The organism is Sphingobacterium sp. Ag1 (assembly GCF_000988325.1).
Taxonomy (GTDB): domain Bacteria; phylum Bacteroidota; class Bacteroidia; order Sphingobacteriales; family Sphingobacteriaceae; genus Sphingobacterium.
In genome coordinates, this window is sequence record NZ_LBGU01000040.1 from 86,004 (window position 1) to 107,953 (window position 21,950).

Here is a 21,950-nt window from a genome sequence, read left to right on the forward strand (position 1 = left end):
GTTCATTTAGATTAAAAGGTTAGATTCAAACCCAATGAATATTGACGCATCGTTGGGTAATTGACGACAGACGAGTTGATCAGCGAAGGATCATTGCTCGCAGGTCCAATTTCCGGATCCAGTCCAGGGAACTTGGTCCATGTCAACAGGTTTTCACCGGCTAAATAAATCCGAAGTTTAGCGATTGAGAAACGTTTTGCTATGCTTTCAGGAAGGGTGTAGCCTAACTGAAGATTTCTCAGCTTCACAAAAGACGCATTATACAAGTAATAATCGCTGGTACGTCCATTCTGTGCATCGGTCACCCCTTTTAAGCGTGGATAATAGCCATCTATCCGATTGTTGGGATCCGAAGAATTCGCGGCATTATAATAATAATGGTTGTTAGCGACCAATGCCGGGACTGATTTCCCCTGTGCGACGATAGAGGAATTGAGATAAAGTTCATTCCAATAATACGACATACCTGAAGAAGCGGACCAGATCATGGACGCATCAAATCCTTTATAGGCCATGTTGATACTAAGACCATAATTGAATGCTGGTGTTGCCCTTTTGCGCATAAACTTTTGGTCATAGACATTTCCATAAACACCGTCACCGTTCATATCCGAATAAATCAAGTCGCCATACCAGATCTTGGTAGGATCTATCCCGTCGGCGGGCTGAAATGAATAGCCTGCAGCGACCATAGCCTTCAACCATTCCATATCCTGTTCTGTCCGGATCATTCCGTCGCGAGGTCCACCATTTTTATCAACGGAACCATCCGCTAAGAAGTGGCTTCCTGAACCACGATATACGTTGTATAAATAGAATTCATTGATTTCGTGGCCTTCCAGAATTCGTTGGTTTACCCCATTAGAAACCATACCGATATTGGACTGGTAAACCCGATTACCGGCGGCATCAGTGACATAACCCTCCGACAATGCGCCTTTATATTTTTCGACACGATTGGTATTATAGGCGAAGTTGGCTGATACGCCATATTTAAAATCGTTGATTTTATCTTGGTATCCCAGCGTCAATTCAATCCCTCGTTTGCTCACTTCGGCAATGTTCATCGTCGCTGCTGTAGCGGTACCTGTGGTCGCCGGAATGGTCGGGACGTATAGTATTCCATCGGTGTAAGCGCGATAGGCATCAAATTCGACGGTCAATTTATTTCTCCATGCTGTCGCTGTAAAGCCTACATTTGTCGTGGTGGTGGTTTCCCAATGCAACAGGTCATTTCCTAGCTTAGTCTGCGCCAAACCACGAACAGCCTGGTTATTGAATGAATAGTTTACAGTACCGTACGAGGGCAGATGATCATAATTACCCGGGGATGCATTATTTCCGGTTTTCCCCCAGGAGGCCCTTATCCGCAAATCATTCAGAAAAGACTTAAGTGGACGCATAAACGATTCCTCCGAAATACGCCATCCTGCGGAGAAGGCCGGAAAGAAGCCCCAGCGCTTGGCGGTTCCAAAGCGTGATGATCCATCGTACCGTAACACCGCTTCGGCCAGGTATTTATTATCGTAAGCATAATTGGCGCGACCAAAAAAGGAACGTAAACCGTAGTCGAGCTCATCACCTGTGATAGAACTCATTGTTGTTGCCGAATTAAATGTCGTCAAGTCGGGGTGTACAAGTCCCAGTTTAGCCGCCCCTATATTATATTGGTTAAAATACTGTTCGTTATAGCCCAAGATACCGCCAACGTCATGTTTACCAAAAGATCCTGAATAACGTAATACATTATCAATAATCACATTGTAGCTCTTGGTAAGGCCATATTGGGTTGTAATTTGTCCCGACGAAAGCGCAGCTGTACTCATTTTGTTGGTTGCAAAATTCCATTTTTCATAAGGCACCTGATGGGAGTTGGTTTCGGTATACGCATAATTGTAATTTACCTTAGATTCAAACTCCAACCCCTTCATTAAATTTAACTTTGCAAATATTGTGGTGTTGAATCGGTTGACCTGGTTCTTCCCTCCCATTCCATTTAGAAAAGCTAGGGCATTGTTTGCGGTTGCCGATTCTTCGGCGGCAGCCGGAAAACCATAAACGCCATTGTAATAAGGATAAACTCCGGGCACAGTCTGTGTCAGGTAAGAATATGCAGTTACTACATCGGCCACACTCAAATTCTGCATATCGCCAAAGGTCTGGGTACCCACCGTTAAAAACTTGCCAACTTTCGACTGTAGATTAATACGCATGCGTATTTTGTCGGCTCCAGTTTCGGGCATGGTCCCCGGGTTGTTGAAATAACCTACTGAAAAGAGGTATTGCGTGTTCTCACTCCCACCATTTAAGGATAGATTGTGATTTTGTAAGAGTTTGCGTTGTCCGAAAAGCACATCTCCCCAATTGGTATTGGGATACGCAACTTCATTGGGAATCCCAAATTCGGTCAATCCATTCGGATTTTTCTTCGCTTCTTCCCAGAGATTGATTGTTGCATCCGTATATACAGCCGCCTGCCCCAGATTCTTGAACCCTTCATTCACAAGGCGCATATGCTGCGCGTAGTCGGTAATAAATTCGGGGACATTATTGGGCCGTAGCATCGAAACCATTCCCGAATAGGATACATTATTTTTTCCCTTTGATCCTTTTTTTGTCGTAATTAAAATAACACCATTTGAACCCAATGATCCATAAATTGCCGCTGTTGCCGCATCTTTCAAAATGGAAATCGATTCTACATCATTGGGATTGACAGCATCTATGGATCCGACAATACCATCGATCACCACCAAGGGTGAGGTATTGTTTAAAGTTCCCTTTCCTCGGATCAGGATATTAGCGCCATCTGCCCCCGGTTTTCCGGTTGTGGTCTGTACGTTAACCCCCGCCGCGAGTCCGGCCAGAGAAGAGCTAAGTGTAGCCGTTGATCTGTTTTCCACCGAACTTCCGTTCACGGTCGATACAGCACCAATCACATTTGCGCGTTTCTGACTTCCGTACCCGACAACAACCACCTCGTCTAGACCACTGACAAGCTCTTGAAGCACAATACTCAGTTCTTCATTGCCGGTGACACTCTTTTCTAGACCTTGGTAACCGACGTTTGAAAATACCAAGGTTGCATTGGTAGTTGGTAACTGGATGGTAAATTTCCCATCTTGATCTGTCACCGTGGAGATATTGGTTCCTTTCACGGTAACGGTCGTTCCTACCAGGGCCTGTCCTTTGCCATTAACGACTTTACCGGCAATGCCCCGCTGCAGGACTTCTTTGTGTTCGGGAATTAATGGATTTCTTTTGGGTTTTATCACGATCACCTCATCTTTTTTGATCCACTCCAGATCCAGAGGTGCTACGATAGCATTTAATGCATCTTCCAATTTGGCATGCTGTATATTGACTGACAAGCGAGTCTGTGCCAGCAACTTGCCATTTAAGAAAAAATTGACGCCACTCTGCTTTTGGAGATCGCGCATCACCTGATTTAAGGTGACATGCTTAGCGGTTAAGTTTATGGTCTGCGCATTTCCTTCTGCAAACAGCTGCATTGCAGTCAGTAAAGAAATGAGTACGATTAATTTCATAATCAGTATACTTCGTAAAGTTAAACTCCACGGGTGTAGCCTAACAAATGGATAAAAAATCATATGTTTGTACGGTTTGTATGTTATTTATAAATGGTTATCAAAAATTTGCCTTTGGGCAACACTTGTAAGTATATGCATCCAATTTAAGGCAGTGCCCCCCAGCACTGCCCTTTTTGTGTTGCTTATACCTTTCTCCAGCTCAAGAAGAGTCTATAGTCATTTCTTTTTTCATCAATATTTAAGGTTTTATTGCAATGGTGTCACCAATAAGATATTTTTTTCCTGACCTTTACTCAACTCAAAATGCAACCCACCTTCTTCCAGTACATCGAGTACGTCACGGAGTGACTTGTTTCGTTTGATACGACCATAGAAATGCGTTTGTGGCGCTTCGCCCTTGTACCTCACTTCTACATTATACCAGCGACCAATCTGCTGCAATGCATCCGACACCGGTGTTTCGTCAAAATAAAACAAGCCATCTTTCCAGGCAGTGAACGGCGCCGTATCTACATTTGCAACTTGTATATTTCCATTATCAGTATTAGTCGATTGCTGACCGGGTTGAAGGTATATTGCCTGTGAAGCGGGATTATCGTTTGATAATTTGACCTTCCCTGTGATTAAGGTTGTCTTAATAGCCGTATTTTCCGGATAAGCATTCACATTGAATGTTGTCCCAAGCACCTCAATTTCCTGCCCTTTACTGTGTATTTTGAAAGGTCTCGAGCTATCTTTGGTCACCTCGAAAAAGGCCTCTCCCAACAGGATAACTTTTCGTTCATTTTTGGCAAAGGCCATCGGATATTTTAGCGAAGAGGCCGCATTAAGCCATACTTTTGTTCCATCAGGTAAAGTAATTTGATACATCCCCCCCAGCGGTGTGGTCAACTCCAACATCGCCTTGCTTGGATCCATTTGCTGGCCTTGTTTACTTAAGGCATCAGCGATAGATTGCCCATTTTCGTAGGTGATATTTTCCCCCATGACAATCCCCGAAGCCTGCTTATCGAGTTCCAAAAGTGTACCATCTGCCAAGCGAAGAGTGGCACTGTTTCCGCCAGGCTGTACAGCATCATCCTTTGTATCTTCCAGTCCAGCGAGATTCCTGTCCGCCATGGTATGACTCGTCTGCTGTTGCCAAAATATTACTGAAAAAACAAAGAGCAATAGACAGGCCGCTGCAGCCCAATAGGGCCATCGTATGGAGATAATGGTTTTCTTCTGGATCGGCATACGATCTTCCCCTCCTTTTTCCAATAAGTTATCGTTATCTTCTTTTCCTTGCTGGATTTGTTTTTTGATGGTTTCGAGTATTATTTTCAATCTCGATTCCTCCATTTTACCAACAGACGAAGGCCGTAGTAAACTAGTGACTAAAGCCTGATCGATCGCATCCTGCTCACTGGTGTCAGTAGTAGAAAGCGCATGCTGTAGCCATTCGATCTCCTCAAGCGAACAGTTCCCTTCTTGATATTTTTGAAGTAATTGGTCTATTTTAGATTTATTGGTCTCCACTGAGCTGTATTTTAAAGTAAATACACACAGCATGAAATAAAGGTCTGCTCTAGAATTTTTTTTTATTTAGCCGAATAGAGAAGCAATGCCAATAACAATGATGAAAATCCACTATCCTGCAATGCGCCACTTCGGATAAACTTATTTGCTTTGACAATATGGTCGCGAACTGTCGCAATGGAAATCCCCATTTCTTCGGCGATCTCTTGATAACTTTTACCCTCCAGTTTGGACAGCCTGAATATTTTTTGGCGTTGTTTGGGCAATTTGCTCAGTAATTCCTCGACCAGGACCAAGGCTTCCTTTGAATCCAGCACTTTGTCAATGGTATTCTCGGATTCCACTACCCCATAAGCGAGCTGGATCTCGGATTCCATTTCCAATTTCAACCTTCGTTTGAAATTAAAGGTGATATTACGTGAACAGGTAAACAGAAATGCGGCGAAAGATTGTTCAGGATTTATTTTTGTTCTATTTTCCCAAATACGTAGAAAAACATCCTGAAGTAAATCTTCAGCGATAGTTTCATCTTTCAAAAACCTAAGAATATTGGCGTAAATAATCTGGCTATAACGATGGTACAAAATATCGAAAGCCTGGATATCTCCATAGTGAAGTTGGCACAAGAGTTCCTTCTCAGGCAGATTTTGATCGATGTCCATAATTGATTATTCTAGGCATGAAGTTAATTACTTCGCTGCAATAATTCAAATCAAATTTCTGAAGCCCAGTAAACTTATTATATTTTTTTCTTAATTTGCAGGAGCTAATCCCCCCATAGCTGCGCAATCAATTGATAAACGTATCCATTTAAAACATGCAAAATTTTAGATATTATTTTCGGACGCTCAGCCGTTCGACAGCTCAATGTATTAAAATAGGGTCAACCTTGATTCTGATCTATTTTTTTACGGCTTCTTCTCCCTGCCATGCCCAATCACTTATGCACCCGACTGCACAGATTAAGTTTGTAAAATCGCAGATCAGCAAAAAATCCGAACCGGTATATACGGCGTACAAGCAATTGATCACGCTGGCCGATTCTCTTTTATTGACCAATCATCATGCTGTCGAAGATTTTAGCGTCCCCGGCTTTTATAGCGATAAAGAAGGCCAACGTGCCATGGCAAAAAAACTCCACACAGACGCTTTTGCCGCCTATTGTACGGCCCTCGCCTACACGTTGAATGGGGAGAAGAAATATGCCCAAAAAGCTCTTTACTTCATGAATGCTTGGGCCACCATCAATAAAAAATATTCCCAGTTTGACGGACCAGTTGTACTTTCTTATGCTGGTGCCGGATTAATGATTGCAGCAGAGCTGCTCAAAAACGATCCGCTCTGGGCAGAGAACGATCTTAATCACTTTAAAAACTGGACGATCAGCGTCTATCAAAAAGCGACACATTTCTTACGTGAAAGGCCAAATAATATTGCTGATTGGGCAAGGTTTGCAAATTTGCTTTCGGCCAATTTTCTTGATGCCCCAAAAGAGCTCGCCTTCACCATATCATTGATTAAAGGCGATCTTTTTGAAAAAATCGCAGCGGATGGTCACCTCATTGAGGAAGTAAAACGAGGAGAAAAAGGTTTATGGTACACCTATTTCTCGTTGGCCCCATTAACAGCCTCTATGTGGTGTATACGTCAGGTGACGGGCGAGAACCTGTTTGCAGCCACGAAGGATGGGAAATCGATCAAAAAGGCTCTAGATTACTTATATTATTACAACCAACATCCTACAGCATGGCCCTGGTTTAAAAGTCCTGACGTAGACATTCCCGACATGGCAGTAGGTGTCTGGCCGTCCAACCTATTTGAAGCCATGAAGGATATTTATCAGACGGCTGAATATGATTCGTATCTCTCGATTTACCGTCCAATTATCTACAAAAAAAATCATTTTGCCTGGACTTTCCCGACACTAATGCCAGTATACTTGAATCAGGCCAATAATATAGATTAGGATAAACCATAAAGCGATCCTTCGTGAAAACGAGGATCGCTTTAATCGTGTAAATTGGGGTTCTATCTCTTAAATCCAGCAATACCGAGCTCTTGAAACTCCAGCTTTTTATTCCCGACGATACGCGCCTTGGTTATCGGTCTGTTCGGAAAAAATAAACTGGTCATTACCGTTAGTCCCCCATCTGCAAAAAGCTCCACAGAGCTCACATCAACATACAAGCTGAAAGAGAGTGTTCCGTTATTCAGCAGGCGTTGTGCTGAAGCTATCTTTGGGAATTCCTCGTTAAACGAAACTTCCCCGGACTTAGAGCGGTCGATGTAATATGCATTTTGATCTTCACGATAACCAATAACCAATTCGTCACCAGAGTCATTTGATAAGATCACTTTGAAAGACTGTTGCTTCAAATCTTTGAGGTCCAAACGGTACGCTTGCGGGAGATGTTGCTCGAACGAAACTTCCTTCGTTCCGCCGCCATGGTACTTTTTAAGTGGTCGAAATGCAGTTTCAATTTCTTTGGGCGCAGTACTTGCAACGTAGAAAGACTGTCCAATTTTATCCAACGATAAAATACGTGGTATGGTTGAGGAGGAGCGCCATTTTGTGGTAGGAACCACATTGGCATATTGCCAGTTGCTCATCCAGCCAATCATCAGGTGCCTATCCCCCAGGTTACTCCAAGTTACACCGGCATAATTATCGGGTCCCCAATCCAGCCACTTTATTTGGTTATCTTCTGTGCGGAACTGATGTCCATCAAAGTCACCCACAAAATATTGTGTTACGGAACCACCGTTGGGTCCACCTGGATTGATACTGACCAACAAGACCCACTTTGTAACTCCTTTGTAGTCCATGGGAATAAGATCGGGACATTCCCAGACACCTCCATGGGCTCCCACCTCTTTACCAAACTCACTTTCCTTCTGCCATGTTTTCAAATCTTTGGAAGAATAGAAAGTAATACAATCTTTTGTAGCTAAGGTCATAATCCAACGTTGGCTATGCGCATGCCACATCACCTTTGGATCCCTGAAATCCCATATGCCAGGGTTTGGTAATACTGGATTGCCTTTATATTTTGTCCAGGAAAGACCCTTATCTAAACTATAAGCTAAACTTTGATTTTGATGCAATCCCGTTTTCCGATCCTCTTCCTGATGATTGTGATGGGTAAAAATGGCGACCATAGCATCTTTTCCAAAACCTGCGGTGTTGTCTTTATCGATCACAGCGCTACCTGAGAAAATAGTTCCCAAACTGTCGGGGTACAATGCGATCTTCTGCTCGTCCCAATGAATCAAATCTTTACTGATCGCATGGCCCCAATGCATTGGTCCCCAAACGGGTTTTTCGGGATTATGCTGAAAAAAAAGATGATAATTACCGTTCAAATAGACCAGCCCATTGGGGTCGTTCATCCAGCCCTGCTGTGGGGTAAAATGGTAAAGTGGGCGATACTTCTCTCGGGGATCCCGTTGTTTTTGCTGCCCCATCTGGGCCAGACTTGTACCGACAATACTTAGCAAGAACATCGTAAGTCCGTATTTTTTTAATCTTATCATTTTTCTTTTGTTTACGTTTATAATCCGATTATTGTTCGCTTCAATAAGCAAATATCTTATAAATTATCAGGAAGATTTTTCAACTTTCAACCCATTCACTGTAACAGTTCCCTGATCCACAAAAATAGTCCATGGATTTTGATCCATTTTATAGATCCGGTTGGTAAAAGCAACGCGATCATTCACATACACGACACAAATAGACTTTTCAATACTAATTTTCAGATTAAAAATCCGATTGGTCGGTACGGTGAGTGGTGTAAAATTGAGTGCTGTTTTACTTCCGCCACCATTTCGAGCCTCCTTATTCATAAACAGGGCCGGCATATTCCAACGATTGGATGAAGTCAGGTCAAAAGCAATGCTATACACTTCGGTCGGATCATCACATGCTCCAAATGAAAAACCAAATTGATTGGATTGCGAAGCATCAATAGTCATTGTCATTTTTACGGTCGACGTATTTCGGTTAAACAGCGCATAGCTTCTTCCCCCCGATTGGGCCGAAAAACGATAGGTTTTATTCGACTCAGAAACTTGACCAACACTGCTCAGTTTTTCAAAGGCGACTTCTTTATTGAATTTGCTGTTTAGGGCCTCCGGAATTTTAGGATACAACTGTCCTGACGTTCCCTGAACCAACTGATGGGAAATTAGATTTCCAGCCCAGGGCAGTTCGTTGTTATTATTGACGGTTTGTCCCGTTGAACACCAACCCGAAAGATAACGTGTTGTACCATCGCTAGCGGTCTTGCCAGCATAGAGATAAAGTCCATCAAAGGTTTCATGATGTCCTTCGGCATCCCGACAGATCATCCAGGGACCGTCCGGAGAATCCGCAATACGATAAAATGTCTTGCGGTGTTCATCCCGGTTGATCCGCGAAAACAACAGATACCACTTATTGCCCATTTTAAATAGATCCGGGCATTCCAATAGTTCAGCATCTGTTTCGATGCCATATTTTTCCACTGTCCCTGTCGTCGCAACGAGCGGTTCAATCATCGACCAACTGCTTAAATCGGTTGACTGATAACGTGCAAGGATTCCTTTTCCATCTTTTCGCGTCGTGACTAGCATCACGTAGGCATTACGGCCTTCATCCCAATAAACGTGCGGATCCCGAAAATTATTTCGATCATAGCCCACCGCAGCCTGCAGTGCCATAGCTGGTTGCTTGGTCCAATTCATTAAATCAGTGGACGTAGCCAACATGATCTTTTCTGCTGGAGTAAAAACACTGTTATGACCTGTATAGAAACAGTAATACACTGTTCCTTTTTTGATAAAACTTCCTGTTCCGATCCATTCATCCTGACTCCCCACAGCGCCCGACGACAACACTTCGGTATAGCCCTCAAATGTTCCAAAGTCACTTGTTCGCGTGCTATAAATCGGGTGCCTGTTGGCATTCTCATAGAGATAAAACAAGTAGAACTTTTTATCGCTGGCATTGTAGTAAGGCATGGGATCGCCCACAAACCCCTGCTGGGGCCTGTAGAATCGTTGATATGGGCCAGCCTCCTGCCCCGAAATACAGGCCGTAGAACTGTCCACAGGTTGTATTGCTATGGGCTTATCTACCACCGTCGAACGCTCGTCGCTATTCTTGCAACTTGTCAACAAGCTGAACAAGAATACTGTCGGAAGCAAATACAATTTTGGTCTCATGATTTAAATCTTTCTATTAATCCCTTATTATCTATCATCGCTTGTTTTATTTGTATTCGATCATTCTTTAGGTAATGCTTTCAATTCGTCCCAGTACATCCGTTGGGTAGGAAATGCCACGGGCTGTCCATTAGGATGCTCATGCGGCATCACAAGTATATTGTTGATGATAGCCTTTCTTCCAGCAGGAATCTGAAAAACCAACTCTTGCCACTCCCCAACGTGCTCCTTTGCATAATTAGCCCGCAACCAATCTTTTTGCTGTTCACCATCCGATTGAATCTCCAATTGTACATCTCCCGCTACATCCTTCAATATCATAATGGAAAAACGGCCATATTCTGCCGGATTGATCGTCACTTTATTTGCATTCCACAATGCACCACCATGCCAGCCTTCGCCCGTTTTATTATCCCGGACAAAAGACGCACAGAACGGTGTTGCATTAATTCCCGTAGTTTTCGGGTTGGGATAAGGTGAATCTACGGCGCTCACCCCTAACCCGTCGAAATGTGGAACGCTTGTTTCGCCATTATAAATCATCAGGATCTGTTTGGGTTCCGTGCCCAAAATCGCTGTTACCGTGTACTGGAACGTCTGCCCCATATACGCAAGGCTGTATTTTATCGGAGAACTTAAATCCACGGGGCCACTCTGATTGGGCGTTATGCTCGCGCCAGCTGTAAATTCTATCGCAGGTGATAAGTTCTTCAGATCTGTCCCCAGGGGTAGGTAAATTTTAATGCTTTTATTTTTCTGATCGATGATTCCAGCTTTTTCTCCGATATGGAATGCCGTTATTTCCGCTTTGATTTCTTTGACGGTTACTTGATAGGTGTTAAATAGATTGCCATTAAACACGCGATAAGTAATTGGTGTTGTACCAGAAAATGAAAAGTTCTGGGCGATACCTGAAGCTGGAGAAACCTTGGCATTATTAGGCAATTCAATCGTCGGAGCCACCGCTGAAAGATCTGTGCCTTCAGGAACCATGACAAGAATGGTACCTTTTGCCGGATCTATTTTTCCAACGGTATTACCGACCTTGAATGAAAGTACATCTACATCTGCGTTCAAATTGAGTGTGCTACCGGCATCACGTTTGCAGGCAGCAATAAGCCAGATAAGCAGGATAGTAATCCCCACTTTTATATAATTGTTTAATGTGTTCATTGGAATAATTGGTTATGCTAATCGTTCAACAATAAATGGCTGTTTAATAGCCTGGATTTTGTTTGTACAGATATTTACTTAATCTGATCTGTGCTTCGGGAATCGGCAGATATTCGTTCCTATCTGCAGTAAAATGTGCCGAAGAATAATAAGATCGACGTGACTTTTCCGCATCATAATAGGCATTCATGACCTGGTCTGCAATTCCCCAGCGTACCAGATCAAAGAATCTTCCGTTTTCCATCGCAAGCTCCAATCGTCTTTCCCAACGTAACGCCTTCCGGGCATTTTCTTCGTTCCATACAATATTATCTCCATTTTTGTACGTTTCGATCAGGGTTTTATCATTTGCATAGCCCGTAAGTGCGGTGCTATTTTTTGCCCGCGTACGTACTTGGTTTATCAATGGCAGTGCTTCAGCCGAACGATGCAGCTCGATAAGCGCCTCTGCCCGCATCAACAGCACATCGGCAAAGCGCAATACAATTCGATTTTTTGTATTGGCATAGAACGGTACCATCGGGACAAAACAATCGCAATCGGGATCTACATTCTCTTTCAATGAGGCGTAAACCGAATATTCTGCCGGGTTACGGTTCCAGCTTTCTTCATACGTTCTTTTGCTACTATACTTGTAAGGTAAGCCCGGAATTGCAACTGTATGGAATAACCGTGGATCGTACTTTTCTGAGGTATTAAAGCTATTCAACGCATTGTAGTTATCCAGTGGTAGACCTTTACCCGTTGTGCGAAACGCGTTGACAAGGCTTTGACTCGGTTTATTGAAATCACAACAACCTACGCCCATAGGTACTGATAGCACATCAGAAAAATTAACACGCCCAAATTTTGTCCCGTCATCTTTTGAAAACTGAACTGAAAACAGGGCTTCAGTCCCATTTTCATATTTGCCCGGCAAGAAGTTAAAAGCAAAGTCGGTTTCCAGCGTATGATTGGATGAAAGTACAACATCCGTATTTTGTACAACTTTTTCCAAATCTCCGGCATCGATGCCCGTCACCACATTACGTTCGGCATTGTCCTGACGGTATCCCTTATAGAGATAGGTTTTGGCAAGATATGCCGCAGCAGCAACACGGTTGGCACGCCCGACCTCCGTTTGTACAGCCGGGAGATGATCTACAGCATACTGAAAATCATCCACAATCTTTTGCCAGAGCGCATCGTTGCTCAAGGCCCTATTCGATACGGTTTCATAGCTGTCTACCGCGACATTTTCATCAATATAAGGCACATATTTGAAAAGGATCTTGAGCATAAAGTAAAAATGACCGCGTAGAAAGCGTGCTTCACCCAGTTTTTCTTCCTTCCCATCGAAATTATCCATCTCCTGTATGGTCTTGATCGTGGTATTGGCACGTGAAATCGCAACGTACAACTGAAACCACAATTTATCCAACTCTGCAAAATTGGTTGTAATGTTATTGGAGACCTCCAGGAAATGAAAGGTCTGGATATCCTGTGGTCCCGATCCGCCTTTATAAGCATCGTCCGAGCGAACCGTACCATAGGGCCATAAGCTAAAAGGGACGTCATAATGATCGTTACCCAATGCCGCATAGGTAGCTGTCAATAATCGTTCAGGCTCCTTAACCTGATCGGAGCTCAGTACACCATTGGGTGTTTGATCTAAAAATTTGGTGCATCCTGGAAGTAGTCCAGCAAGAACCATGAATATCGCTATTTTAGTGGTTATTTTTTTCATCCGTATAAATTATTTAGAAGTGTATCGCCTTATTTCGCTCCCATTTTAAAATCCAATATTTACCCCAGCTGTCCACGTGGTTGGAATTGGATAACCCCAACCTACATTTTCAGGATCCACACCGGTGAAATTTTTTGATTTAACGGTAAATAGATTCTGACCAGTTACATAAACCCTTAATCGGCTCATACGCAGGTGTGCGGCGGTTGCTGTTGGCAAAGTGTAGCCCAGGGACAAATTCCGGAGCTTCATGTAAGATCCATTCTCGATAAAGTAATTTGACAGACGGCCCTCGTCGTTGTTATTTGTTGTTTGTAAGGCCGGGATCGTTGACGTTGGATTTTGTGGTGTCCAGGCATTGAGCAGACGTACACCTTTATTGGAATTGACGTCGTCCACACTCCAGAAGTCCGTTTGCTTTTTCAGCCAGTTTTCAACATCTATTCCCTGTACCCCCTGAAAGTACGCAGATAGGTCAAAGCTTTTATATTTTAGCACAATGTTCAAACTATAAGAAAAATCAGGATGAGGACTACCAATCCAAGTACGGTCCATATCGGTGATCTGATTGTCCGCATCGTACACATTCACATAACGTAAACGTCCAATCCCCTTACCGGTCTGATTGACGTGCGCATCCACCTCGTCCTGATTCTGAAAAATGCCGTCGGTGACATAGCCATAAAATGACCCTAGCGGCCGGCCGATAATATTGTCCCCTTGACGACCACCATAAGAGTTTTCTACTGCTTCAGGTAAATGTGTCACCTTGTTTTTATAGGTCGAGAACACAGCCATCACATCATAGTCCAATCCAAAGGTTGTTTTATTACGATATCCCGCCGATACGTCCAAACCTTTATTTTCCATGGAGGCACCATTCGCCCAACGGTAACCGCCCTCTCCGACCACACCGATATAGGCTGGATTGATCAACATATCTTTGGTTGCTTTAACATACCAGTCAATCGAACCATAGAGACTTTGATTAAACAATGAAAAGTCCAAGCCTATATTCGTCTGCGTGGTAGTTTCCCATTTCAGATCATTATTTTCCGTTTGGATTTTGCGGTATCCCGATGGTAACTTTCCCGTTCCTGCACCCGATAGATCGTATGCTGTACCGTCCACGATATTCCATGTTGGATCAGCAACACCATATTCAGGGACAAACAGGGCATAGGTAGCCAGATTACCAATACCCTGGTTGCCTGTCTGCCCCCATCCCACACGTAACTTGAGGTCAGAAATATAATTTTTTGTACTTGCCATAAAGCGTTCAGAAGAGATCCGCCAGCCTGCCGTTACCGCTGGAAAAGTGGCAAAGCGGTTATTTTTACCGAAGCGGGAAGAGCCATCGTGGCGTACGGTGAAAGAAGCCAGATAACGGTCATCATAGGAATAATTGGCCTTTCCAAAATAGGATAGCAGCGAGAAGCCTGTAGAGCCACCTCCTACTGCCGCTGTACCCGTACTTACACCTGGCCACATATACTCTGGTGTTTCTATGGCAAATGCACCATCACCAGCGGTATAGGCATTAAAATTAATATCATTCTGACGGTTCATTTCGATACCAGCCAGCACATCTATTGTATGTTTGTCGATTGCCTTCCGATAAGTCGCTGTATTGGACCAAGTCCACTTCATCCCATGAGACTGCTCCATATTAACGCCACTGCGGCTGCTGTTCATAAATCCCGAACGATAGGATACTTCCAGGTTACGTTTGTAAAAATTACTGTAATCCAGGCCATAACTGGTTCGAACATGCAGATCTTTTATCAGCTGTAGATCGGCATAGGCATTCCCAAACAAACGCCAATAATTGTATTTATTATTTCTATTGTCGTAAAGTACACGCATGGGATTATGACGGTCGTTCATTCCCAATGCTGGTCCCCCCCAGCCCATTCCATCTACCGTATGCACGGGGATAATCGGTAAAGCTTTCAACGAAAGGTCAAGTACATCGCCGGGGACCTGCACTTCACCCGTGTTGTTTACCGTAAAATTCTCTCCAACAACCAGTTTTCCATCAAACAGTTTATAGTCAGCATTCATCCGGGCGGATATTCGCTGGAAATCCGTGTAACGGAGTGTGCCATTGTTGTGCAAATAACCTAAGGAGAAAAAGGAGCTGGATTTTTCTGTTCCGGAGCTCAATGTCGCATTGTATGACTGCTGCAGTCCTGGTTTCGAAACTTCCTTAAACCAATCGGTATCTGAAGCATACATGGTGTGTTCACGATCAATATACTTGGAAACAAAAACAGTATTGAGCTGAGGCACGCCATTCGCATCGTTATTCCATTCAAACTGATAACCAATATTGTTTCCATTTGGATTGCCACCGTTGTTGATCGTTGCCTGCCATAGGGCACGACCATATTGTTGTGCGTCGAGCACTTTCATGCGATTATTAAAATGCGTACTGGTGGCGTAGGCGTCTACTGTAAGTTTAGGGGCACCTAGCTTTCCTTTTTTCGTTGTGATGACAATAACACCATTGGCTGCACGCGAGCCATAGATACTCGCCGAAGAAGCGTCCTTTAAAACCTGAATGCTTTCGATATCATTCGAATTGAGTTCGTGCATTCCTCCCTGTGTGGGGGTTCCATCAATGACATATAAGGGATCCTGACTACTGTTGATCGAACTGATTCCGCGCATACGCACTGTTGCCGCTCCACTTGGACTACCATCCGAAGTTACAGTCATACCGGCTACCCTTCCTTGCAGGGCTTTCATCGGGTTATTTTCTGGAGCCTTCATCATCTCAGCAACATTAACAACACTCACTGCACCAGTCAAATCCTTCTTCCGTTCGGTTTGATATCCCGTAACGACCACTTCATCCAGCCCTTTTTCGGTGCTCGTAAGCTGAATATCGAGGAACTTTCTTCCGGCAACAGCAATTGTCTGCGTGGCATAGCCGACATAACTTATTTCTAATGTGCCCTGATTGCCCGATGTCTGGAGGACAAATTCTCCCTTTTCATTTGTCTTGGTAGCTATTGTGGTTCCCTTCACCACTAAAGATGCCCCCACTATAGGTGCTGCTGTTCCACTATCCGTAATTCTTCCCCGGATTTCAGTCTGCTGCGCAAATGCGACAACAGAAAAAAGTGCCAAAGACGGGAGCAGCATTGCTTTCTGTCTTGTAAACATAATTGGTTATGCGTAAATGGTTAATTATTTAGATTGATTATTTTATGATGATAGCGTGTATACTGCTTCTTTAAGAAGCAGTATACTTACTGTTGCTTCTGGCCTCCATTGAAGATCGGATGCAACCATTGGAATCGATTGATGACCTCATCGTTATATTCAGGACAAGCCCCCCGGCTCTGTGTCACAAACCCACTTAAGGTCGCCGCAAATTCCAGTACTTCCTCCAGCTGAACACCCTCCTGCATCTGAAACCTTTTGGTGAGGAAAGCCGCCAAAAACGAATCACCACTTCCGATTGTGTCTTCTACCTGAACTTTCAAGGCCGGGAAATGATAACTGATATTATCTTTTTTATAATGATACACCGCTCCATCTGCACCATAGGTTACAATTGCCTCCTGAATTGCAAAACGGGCCATGATCAAGTCTACGCGTTGTTGATCGGTATAGGCTTCCGTGGCGCCATTCCAGTCGGAAATAACATGCAGTTCCTCGGCATTCATTTTCACAAAATCAGCGTATGCCAACAACTTATGTATTTTTTCAGGACCAAAATAAGGTGTACGCAGGTTGACATCCATCACCCGAAAGCGGGCCTTTTCAAGCAATAACAGCAAACTTTGAAAGCTTACTTCATCCCGACAGGCCAGACTTCCATATACCAAAAAATCCACTGTTGCAACTGCATCCAGAACCACACTATCCACTGCTATTCTATCCCAGGCGACGGGATAAACGATATCGTAATGCACATCGCGTTTGGCATCGATCGAAACCTCTACGGTTGAGGTCGGCAACAACGCATCATACTGGAAGAAATCGGTCGGAATGCCTAGATCCTCACATACCTTACGTAGTTCATAACCATTTTCATCACGCCCTATGCGTGTTAGCATACGCGTCGTAACGCCCAATTTATTGAGGTGATAAGCCACATTCAACGGTGCACCGCCCAATTTTTTACCGGTAGGAAGATTGTCCCAAAGTACCTCTCCAAAACAAATACCCTGTATTGATTTTTCTCCGTTTTTCATATTTGTTCTTTTTTCACAAAGCTTCGGCCGAGCGCCAAAAGCCATGTAACGAATTGATTATTATATTTCCCTTTAAGTTCAATGTTGACAATGGATATACACGACTTGCTATCATAATGTCATTGATTAAATAGCTTTCGATAGGCGCCAGTCGCTTTCATTGCTACTCCGACGCCTATTCGTATAGTCCAGCTAAAGACTAATGTAGATTGATGGTATGCCCAAGGTCTTCCAGCGACTTCCCCTTTGTCTCCGGCATAAACTTAAGCACATAGATAAGCTGTAAAACCATAAATAGGGCAAAAATCAAGAAGGTACCGCCCCCGCCGAGCATTTCCGTCAATGCAGGAAAACAAAAGGTAATAATTGCCGCCATCACCCAATGTGTCAAGCTGCCGAATGTCTGTCCTTTAGCACGGACATCATTCGGAAAAATTTCCGAAATAAACACCCAAATCACAGCGCCTTGCGAGAATGCGAAAAAGGCAATAAAACTCATCAGATAGATGGTGATCGCGAAACCCGTCGTTTGATTGGTATAAAAAGCATGGGAAACGAGTGCCAAAGATACAATCAGTCCAATGGAGCCCACCAACATTAATTTTTTTCGACCGACCTTATCGATGAAATTGATCGCTAGCAACGTAAAAATAAAATTGACAACCCCGATCCCAACTGTTGAAAGCAATGAACTCTGTGAGCCCAAGCCGGCCATTTCAAATACACGGGGGGCATAGTAGATAATTGCGTTAATGCCTGAAACCTGATTGAACAGCGCAAAACAAAAGGCCAATAAAATAGGTTTGACATTTTCGCGAACGAAGAGTTTGCCTTCTCCTGCTGTATTGTTTTTGGACTCCTGAATTTTTGAAATCTCCAGCTCGTAACCATCAGAGTTGATTTTTTTCATAATTCGTTTTGCTTCAGCTAAATTACCCCTGTGCAGCAGTAACCATCTTGGACTTTCCGGAATAAGGAAGATCAGACCGAAGAATAATAACGACGGAAAACACTGTACGCCTAACATCCAACGCCAGGACTCCTCCCCTACCTGACCGATAAAGTAATTGGACAGATAGGCAATCAGAATCCCCAATACGACGTTGAACTGGAAAAGTCCGACCAATTTTCCACGCGATGCCGCCGGAGATATTTCCGATATATAGATCGGTGCAGTTACCGAAGAGACCCCAACGCCTATACCACCCAAAAAGCGGAATAAAATAAATATCGTCCAGTCATTCGCCAATGCGCTGCCTATTGCTGAGATAAAGTAAAGAGCTGCAACTGCAAATAAGGTATTCTTACGCCCCAACTTATCTGAAGGCAGTGCACCCAGCGCTGCTCCAACAACTGTTCCGATCAATGCAATGGCCATGGTCAATCCATGCTGAAACTCACTTAAATGCCAGTGTTCCTGCACGGCCTTTTCTGCTCCTGAAATAACCGCTGTATCAAATCCAAATAAAAATCCGCCTAAAGCCACTACAAAGGACCAAGCTAGTACCGTGTTTTTGTTCATGTTATGATCTATAATTGATTAATCCAAATTTAACCCTAGTTTCATCTTAACTTAAATTTGAGCTTCGCAAAAACATTTATTTATGTAACATTTTTTAAAAAACGTTAAAACACTAAAAATCTGAAACTTACGCTAGCATTACTTTTTAAAACTTTCACTTTTTAAACAGAAAATTTAGAAAATGATACATTTTTGAAAGTTTCCATATCAGTGTAAAGAATACACTAACAAAGACGAGGTTACCCTAAAAAAACTAAATAATGTATATTCGGATATTGAAGGGAAAAAAATCATGGGAAAATATTTCATTTATGGTGGCATATTGATCCTGCTTCTTTTTTGTGGATGTCAACCAATGGTCCAGAAGAAAAAGCGGATTATTGCTTTTTCACAGTGTATCGGAAATGATGCCTGGCGACAAACCATGCTCGAAGAAATGAAAAGGGAACTTTCCTTCAATCCTGATATTGACTTTCTTTATCGAGATGCCCATGGCGACAATAATGTCCAGATTAATCAAATTCGGGAATTAGTCAAACAGGATATCGATCTTCTGATTGTATCGCCAAATGAGGCCGAGCCCCTTACCCCTATAGTAGATTCGGTATTTCAACGCAATATACCCGTCATCGTAACTGATCGTAAGACATCCTCAGGCCAATATAATGCCTATGTGGGGGCAGACAATCTTGCTATCGGAAAACTGGCGGGCCAGTATAGCCGCACCATTTTACAAAACAATGGTTCGATCGGCCTGGTTACTGGATTATCGGGTACATCCGCCTCCATAGAACGTGAAAAAGGCTTTATGCAGCAAATTGGAGATGCTAAAGGAATTCGAACGAGCGCAATCATTCACGGCGGATGGGAAAAAAACAAAGCTTATTTGGAAACGCGTAGGCATATAGACCAAATGATCCAGAGTGATATCATCTTCACCTTCAATGATCAGATGGCCATGGGGGTAAAAAAAGCATTGGACGAAGCCCAGATCAAAAAGGACATTAAGATAATCGGTGTTGATGCTCTTCCTGGTCCCGGAAATGGCCTTGAACAGATCATACAGGGCAAAATGTTCGCTTCCATACTCTACCCCACTGGCGGAGCCGAAGCCATTCGAACGGCCTTGGCTATCATCAACCACCAAAACTACCGCCGCGAGAATATACTCGCAACCTCTGTCATCGATAAAACCAACGCGGAGTTGCTTGCCCTGCAGTCGGATAAAATAAAGCAACAGCAGCTCGATATAGACAAAAGACAGGAATTCATTACGGAACAGAATAAGATTTACCAAAGCCAAAAGTCGGTTCTTAATGTATTGGTCGTTAGCTTGGTGCTAGCTGTTGTCTTTGGTGGCATTTCTATTATCGTGATCAGGAGCAACTGGGAAAAGAACAAACATCTGGAAATCCAAAATAGTGAGATCCTTGCGCAACAAAAACAGATCGTTGAGATGAACAGTCAGATCCAGCAAGCGGCAGAAATCAAGAATAATTTCTTCACCAACATCTCACATGAATTTAAAACACCACTGACCCTTATTATAGCGCCTATCGAGGACCTTGAATTACGAAAAGACCTGCCAGAAGAAGTCAAAGAACAGTTGTCGCGCGTCAAGCGGAATGCAAAAAAACTACAGCGTTTGGTTACCGACCTCATTGATATCCACCGAATCAGTAAATCAAAAATTAGGCTACATGCGTCTATCGTTTATATCGATCCATTCATCCAGCAGGTAATAGGTAGTTTCAAACCGCTATTTAAGAAAAACAGAATCTCCGTCAGTTATGTCAACAAAACAAGTTTGAAAGAGGTTTGGATGGACGAATACCTCATGGAACAGGTCCTATCCAACTTATTATCCAATGCGATCAAACATACTTCAGCAAGCGGCAGAATTGAAATTATACTAGAAGAAAACAATTTCAAGGACTATTTTTATCTACGCGTATTGGATAATGGTCTGGGAATTGCGCCGGTTGATATTGAGCATATTTTTGATCCTTTTTACCAAGGAGCCGGCAGCCGTAACGGATCCGGAATCGGACTCGCATACAGCAAACAGATCGTCGAACTGCATCATGGCCAGATCACCGTGAGCAGCAAGCCCGGCCATGGATCGATCTTCACCCTCCGCATGCCAATTGGGAATGGTCACTATGAACCTGCTGAACTGACCGGTTTCGACAGTGGAGAAAAACAATCGTTTCAGCAACAAGATCTACTGGACACGACAGCAAAGGTGGTAGACAACAATCTGTCTTTTCGATCCAACAAATCGAAGAGCATTATGATCGTCGAAGATAATGATGAAATCAGAGACTATCTCCGCTCGTTATTGGAACAGGATTACAACCTGTTTCTGGCGAAGGATGCCCAGCAAGCCACTAGTATGATGAAGACACATTTTCCAGACCTGGTGATCACCGATATTATGCTTCCTGATGGAAGCGGACTAGATATTTTGAAAGATATCAAAGCCTTTTATCAGACTGCACATATTCCCGTCATCTTACTGAGTGCACTCGCCAATGAAGAAACCATGCTTGAGGGGAGCAAATTAATGGCCGATGACTATATTACTAAGCCATTCAATGCCGAACTGCTGCGGATACGTATTTCAAATATCCTTCAATCGCGTCATCAGCTTAAAGAAAAATACAGCAGCAACGTCGAACAGTTTGAGCGTACTCAAGCCGAGCAGGTCAACGATAGCGACAGAAGATTCCTAAACAATCTCTCCGCCATTGTCGAATCCAAGTTATCGGATCAGCGGTTAAGCGTCGACGGGATTGCCAACGACCTCCATCTCTCACGCGTTCAGCTCTATCGTAAGGTGAAACAGCTGCTCGACTGCAGTGTCAATGAGTATATTGTGGAACGAAGATTAAAGAAAGCCAAAAGCCTGATGGCTGAGGGTCTAACCATCAACGAAATATTTAGTAGTGTCGGCTTTTCATCAGCATCTTACTTCGCGTCGGCCTTTAAAAGGAAATATGGACAGTCACCAAGCGCCTATAAAAAAGAACTTGACAAAAAATAGC

Annotated in this window: 12 protein-coding genes; 2 read left to right on the top strand and 10 right to left on the bottom strand. The window is 43.4% G+C overall.

Translation table 11 applies throughout. From position 1 onward, the window contains the following. Window positions 1-11: 11 nt before the first annotated feature. The 3 genes from AAW12_RS13950 to AAW12_RS13960 all read right to left on the bottom strand — a co-directional run bounded on the left by AAW12_RS13950 (window position 12) and on the right by AAW12_RS13960 (window position 5,731). A complete protein-coding gene (locus AAW12_RS13950; protein WP_053003690.1) occupies window positions 12-3,548 on the bottom strand; it encodes a SusC/RagA family TonB-linked outer membrane protein in 3,537 nt (1,178 codons plus the stop codon). Between the two features lie 249 nt (window positions 3,549-3,797). Then, entirely contained in the window at window positions 3,798-5,069 is a 1,272-nt protein-coding gene (locus AAW12_RS13955; protein ID WP_197084039.1) for a FecR family protein, read from the bottom strand. A 62-nt stretch (window positions 5,070-5,131) separates the two neighbouring features. After that, the gene (locus AAW12_RS13960; RefSeq protein WP_053003692.1) at window positions 5,132-5,731 is read right to left on the bottom strand and encodes an RNA polymerase sigma-70 factor; all 600 of its coding nucleotides are present in this window, start codon (window positions 5,729-5,731) and stop codon (window positions 5,132-5,134) included. Between the two features lie 155 nt (window positions 5,732-5,886). Between AAW12_RS13960 and AAW12_RS13965 the strand changes: the two genes are divergently transcribed. Beyond that, the gene (locus AAW12_RS13965; protein ID WP_046674252.1) at window positions 5,887-7,035 is read left to right on the top strand and encodes an alginate lyase family protein; all 1,149 of its coding nucleotides are present in this window, start codon (window positions 5,887-5,889) and stop codon (window positions 7,033-7,035) included. Window positions 7,036-7,097: 62 nt separating this feature from the next. Here the strand turns inward: AAW12_RS13965 and AAW12_RS13970 are convergent, their stop codons facing one another. From AAW12_RS13970 to AAW12_RS14000, 7 genes are all read right to left on the bottom strand, one after another. After that, entirely contained in the window at window positions 7,098-8,603 is a 1,506-nt protein-coding gene (locus AAW12_RS13970; RefSeq protein WP_046674384.1) for a glycoside hydrolase family 32 protein, read from the bottom strand. Between the two features lie 66 nt (window positions 8,604-8,669). Beyond that, window positions 8,670-10,274 (bottom strand): glycoside hydrolase family 32 protein, encoded by a 1,605-nt coding sequence (locus AAW12_RS13975; protein WP_046674253.1) that lies wholly within the window; start codon window positions 10,272-10,274, stop codon window positions 8,670-8,672. 60 nt (window positions 10,275-10,334) lie between these two features. Further along, entirely contained in the window at window positions 10,335-11,447 is a 1,113-nt protein-coding gene (locus tag AAW12_RS13980; protein ID WP_046674254.1) for a hypothetical protein, read from the bottom strand. Between the two features lie 43 nt (window positions 11,448-11,490). Continuing rightward, a complete protein-coding gene (locus tag AAW12_RS13985) occupies window positions 11,491-13,173 on the bottom strand; it encodes a RagB/SusD family nutrient uptake outer membrane protein (RefSeq protein WP_046674255.1) in 1,683 nt (560 codons plus the stop codon). 45 nt (window positions 13,174-13,218) lie between these two features. Then, window positions 13,219-16,344, bottom strand: a complete 3,126-nt coding sequence (locus AAW12_RS13990) for a SusC/RagA family TonB-linked outer membrane protein (RefSeq protein ID WP_046674256.1) — start codon at window positions 16,342-16,344, stop codon at window positions 13,219-13,221. Window positions 16,345-16,430: 86 nt separating this feature from the next. Beyond that, complete coding sequence (locus tag AAW12_RS13995; protein WP_046674385.1) at window positions 16,431-17,381, bottom strand: carbohydrate kinase family protein; 951 nt, start codon at window positions 17,379-17,381, stop codon at window positions 16,431-16,433. Between the two features lie 199 nt (window positions 17,382-17,580). Then, window positions 17,581-18,903 carry a sugar porter family MFS transporter gene (locus tag AAW12_RS14000; RefSeq protein ID WP_046674257.1) on the bottom strand — a complete coding sequence of 441 codons (1,323 nt, stop codon included), beginning with the start codon at window positions 18,901-18,903 and terminating at the stop codon, window positions 17,581-17,583. Between the two features lie 292 nt (window positions 18,904-19,195). Here AAW12_RS14000 and AAW12_RS14005 point away from each other — a divergent pair, with 292 nt between their 5' ends. Then, window positions 19,196-21,949, top strand: a complete 2,754-nt coding sequence (locus AAW12_RS14005) for a substrate-binding domain-containing protein (RefSeq protein WP_084823180.1) — start codon at window positions 19,196-19,198, stop codon at window positions 21,947-21,949. The last annotated feature ends 1 nt before the right edge of the window (window position 21,950 follow it).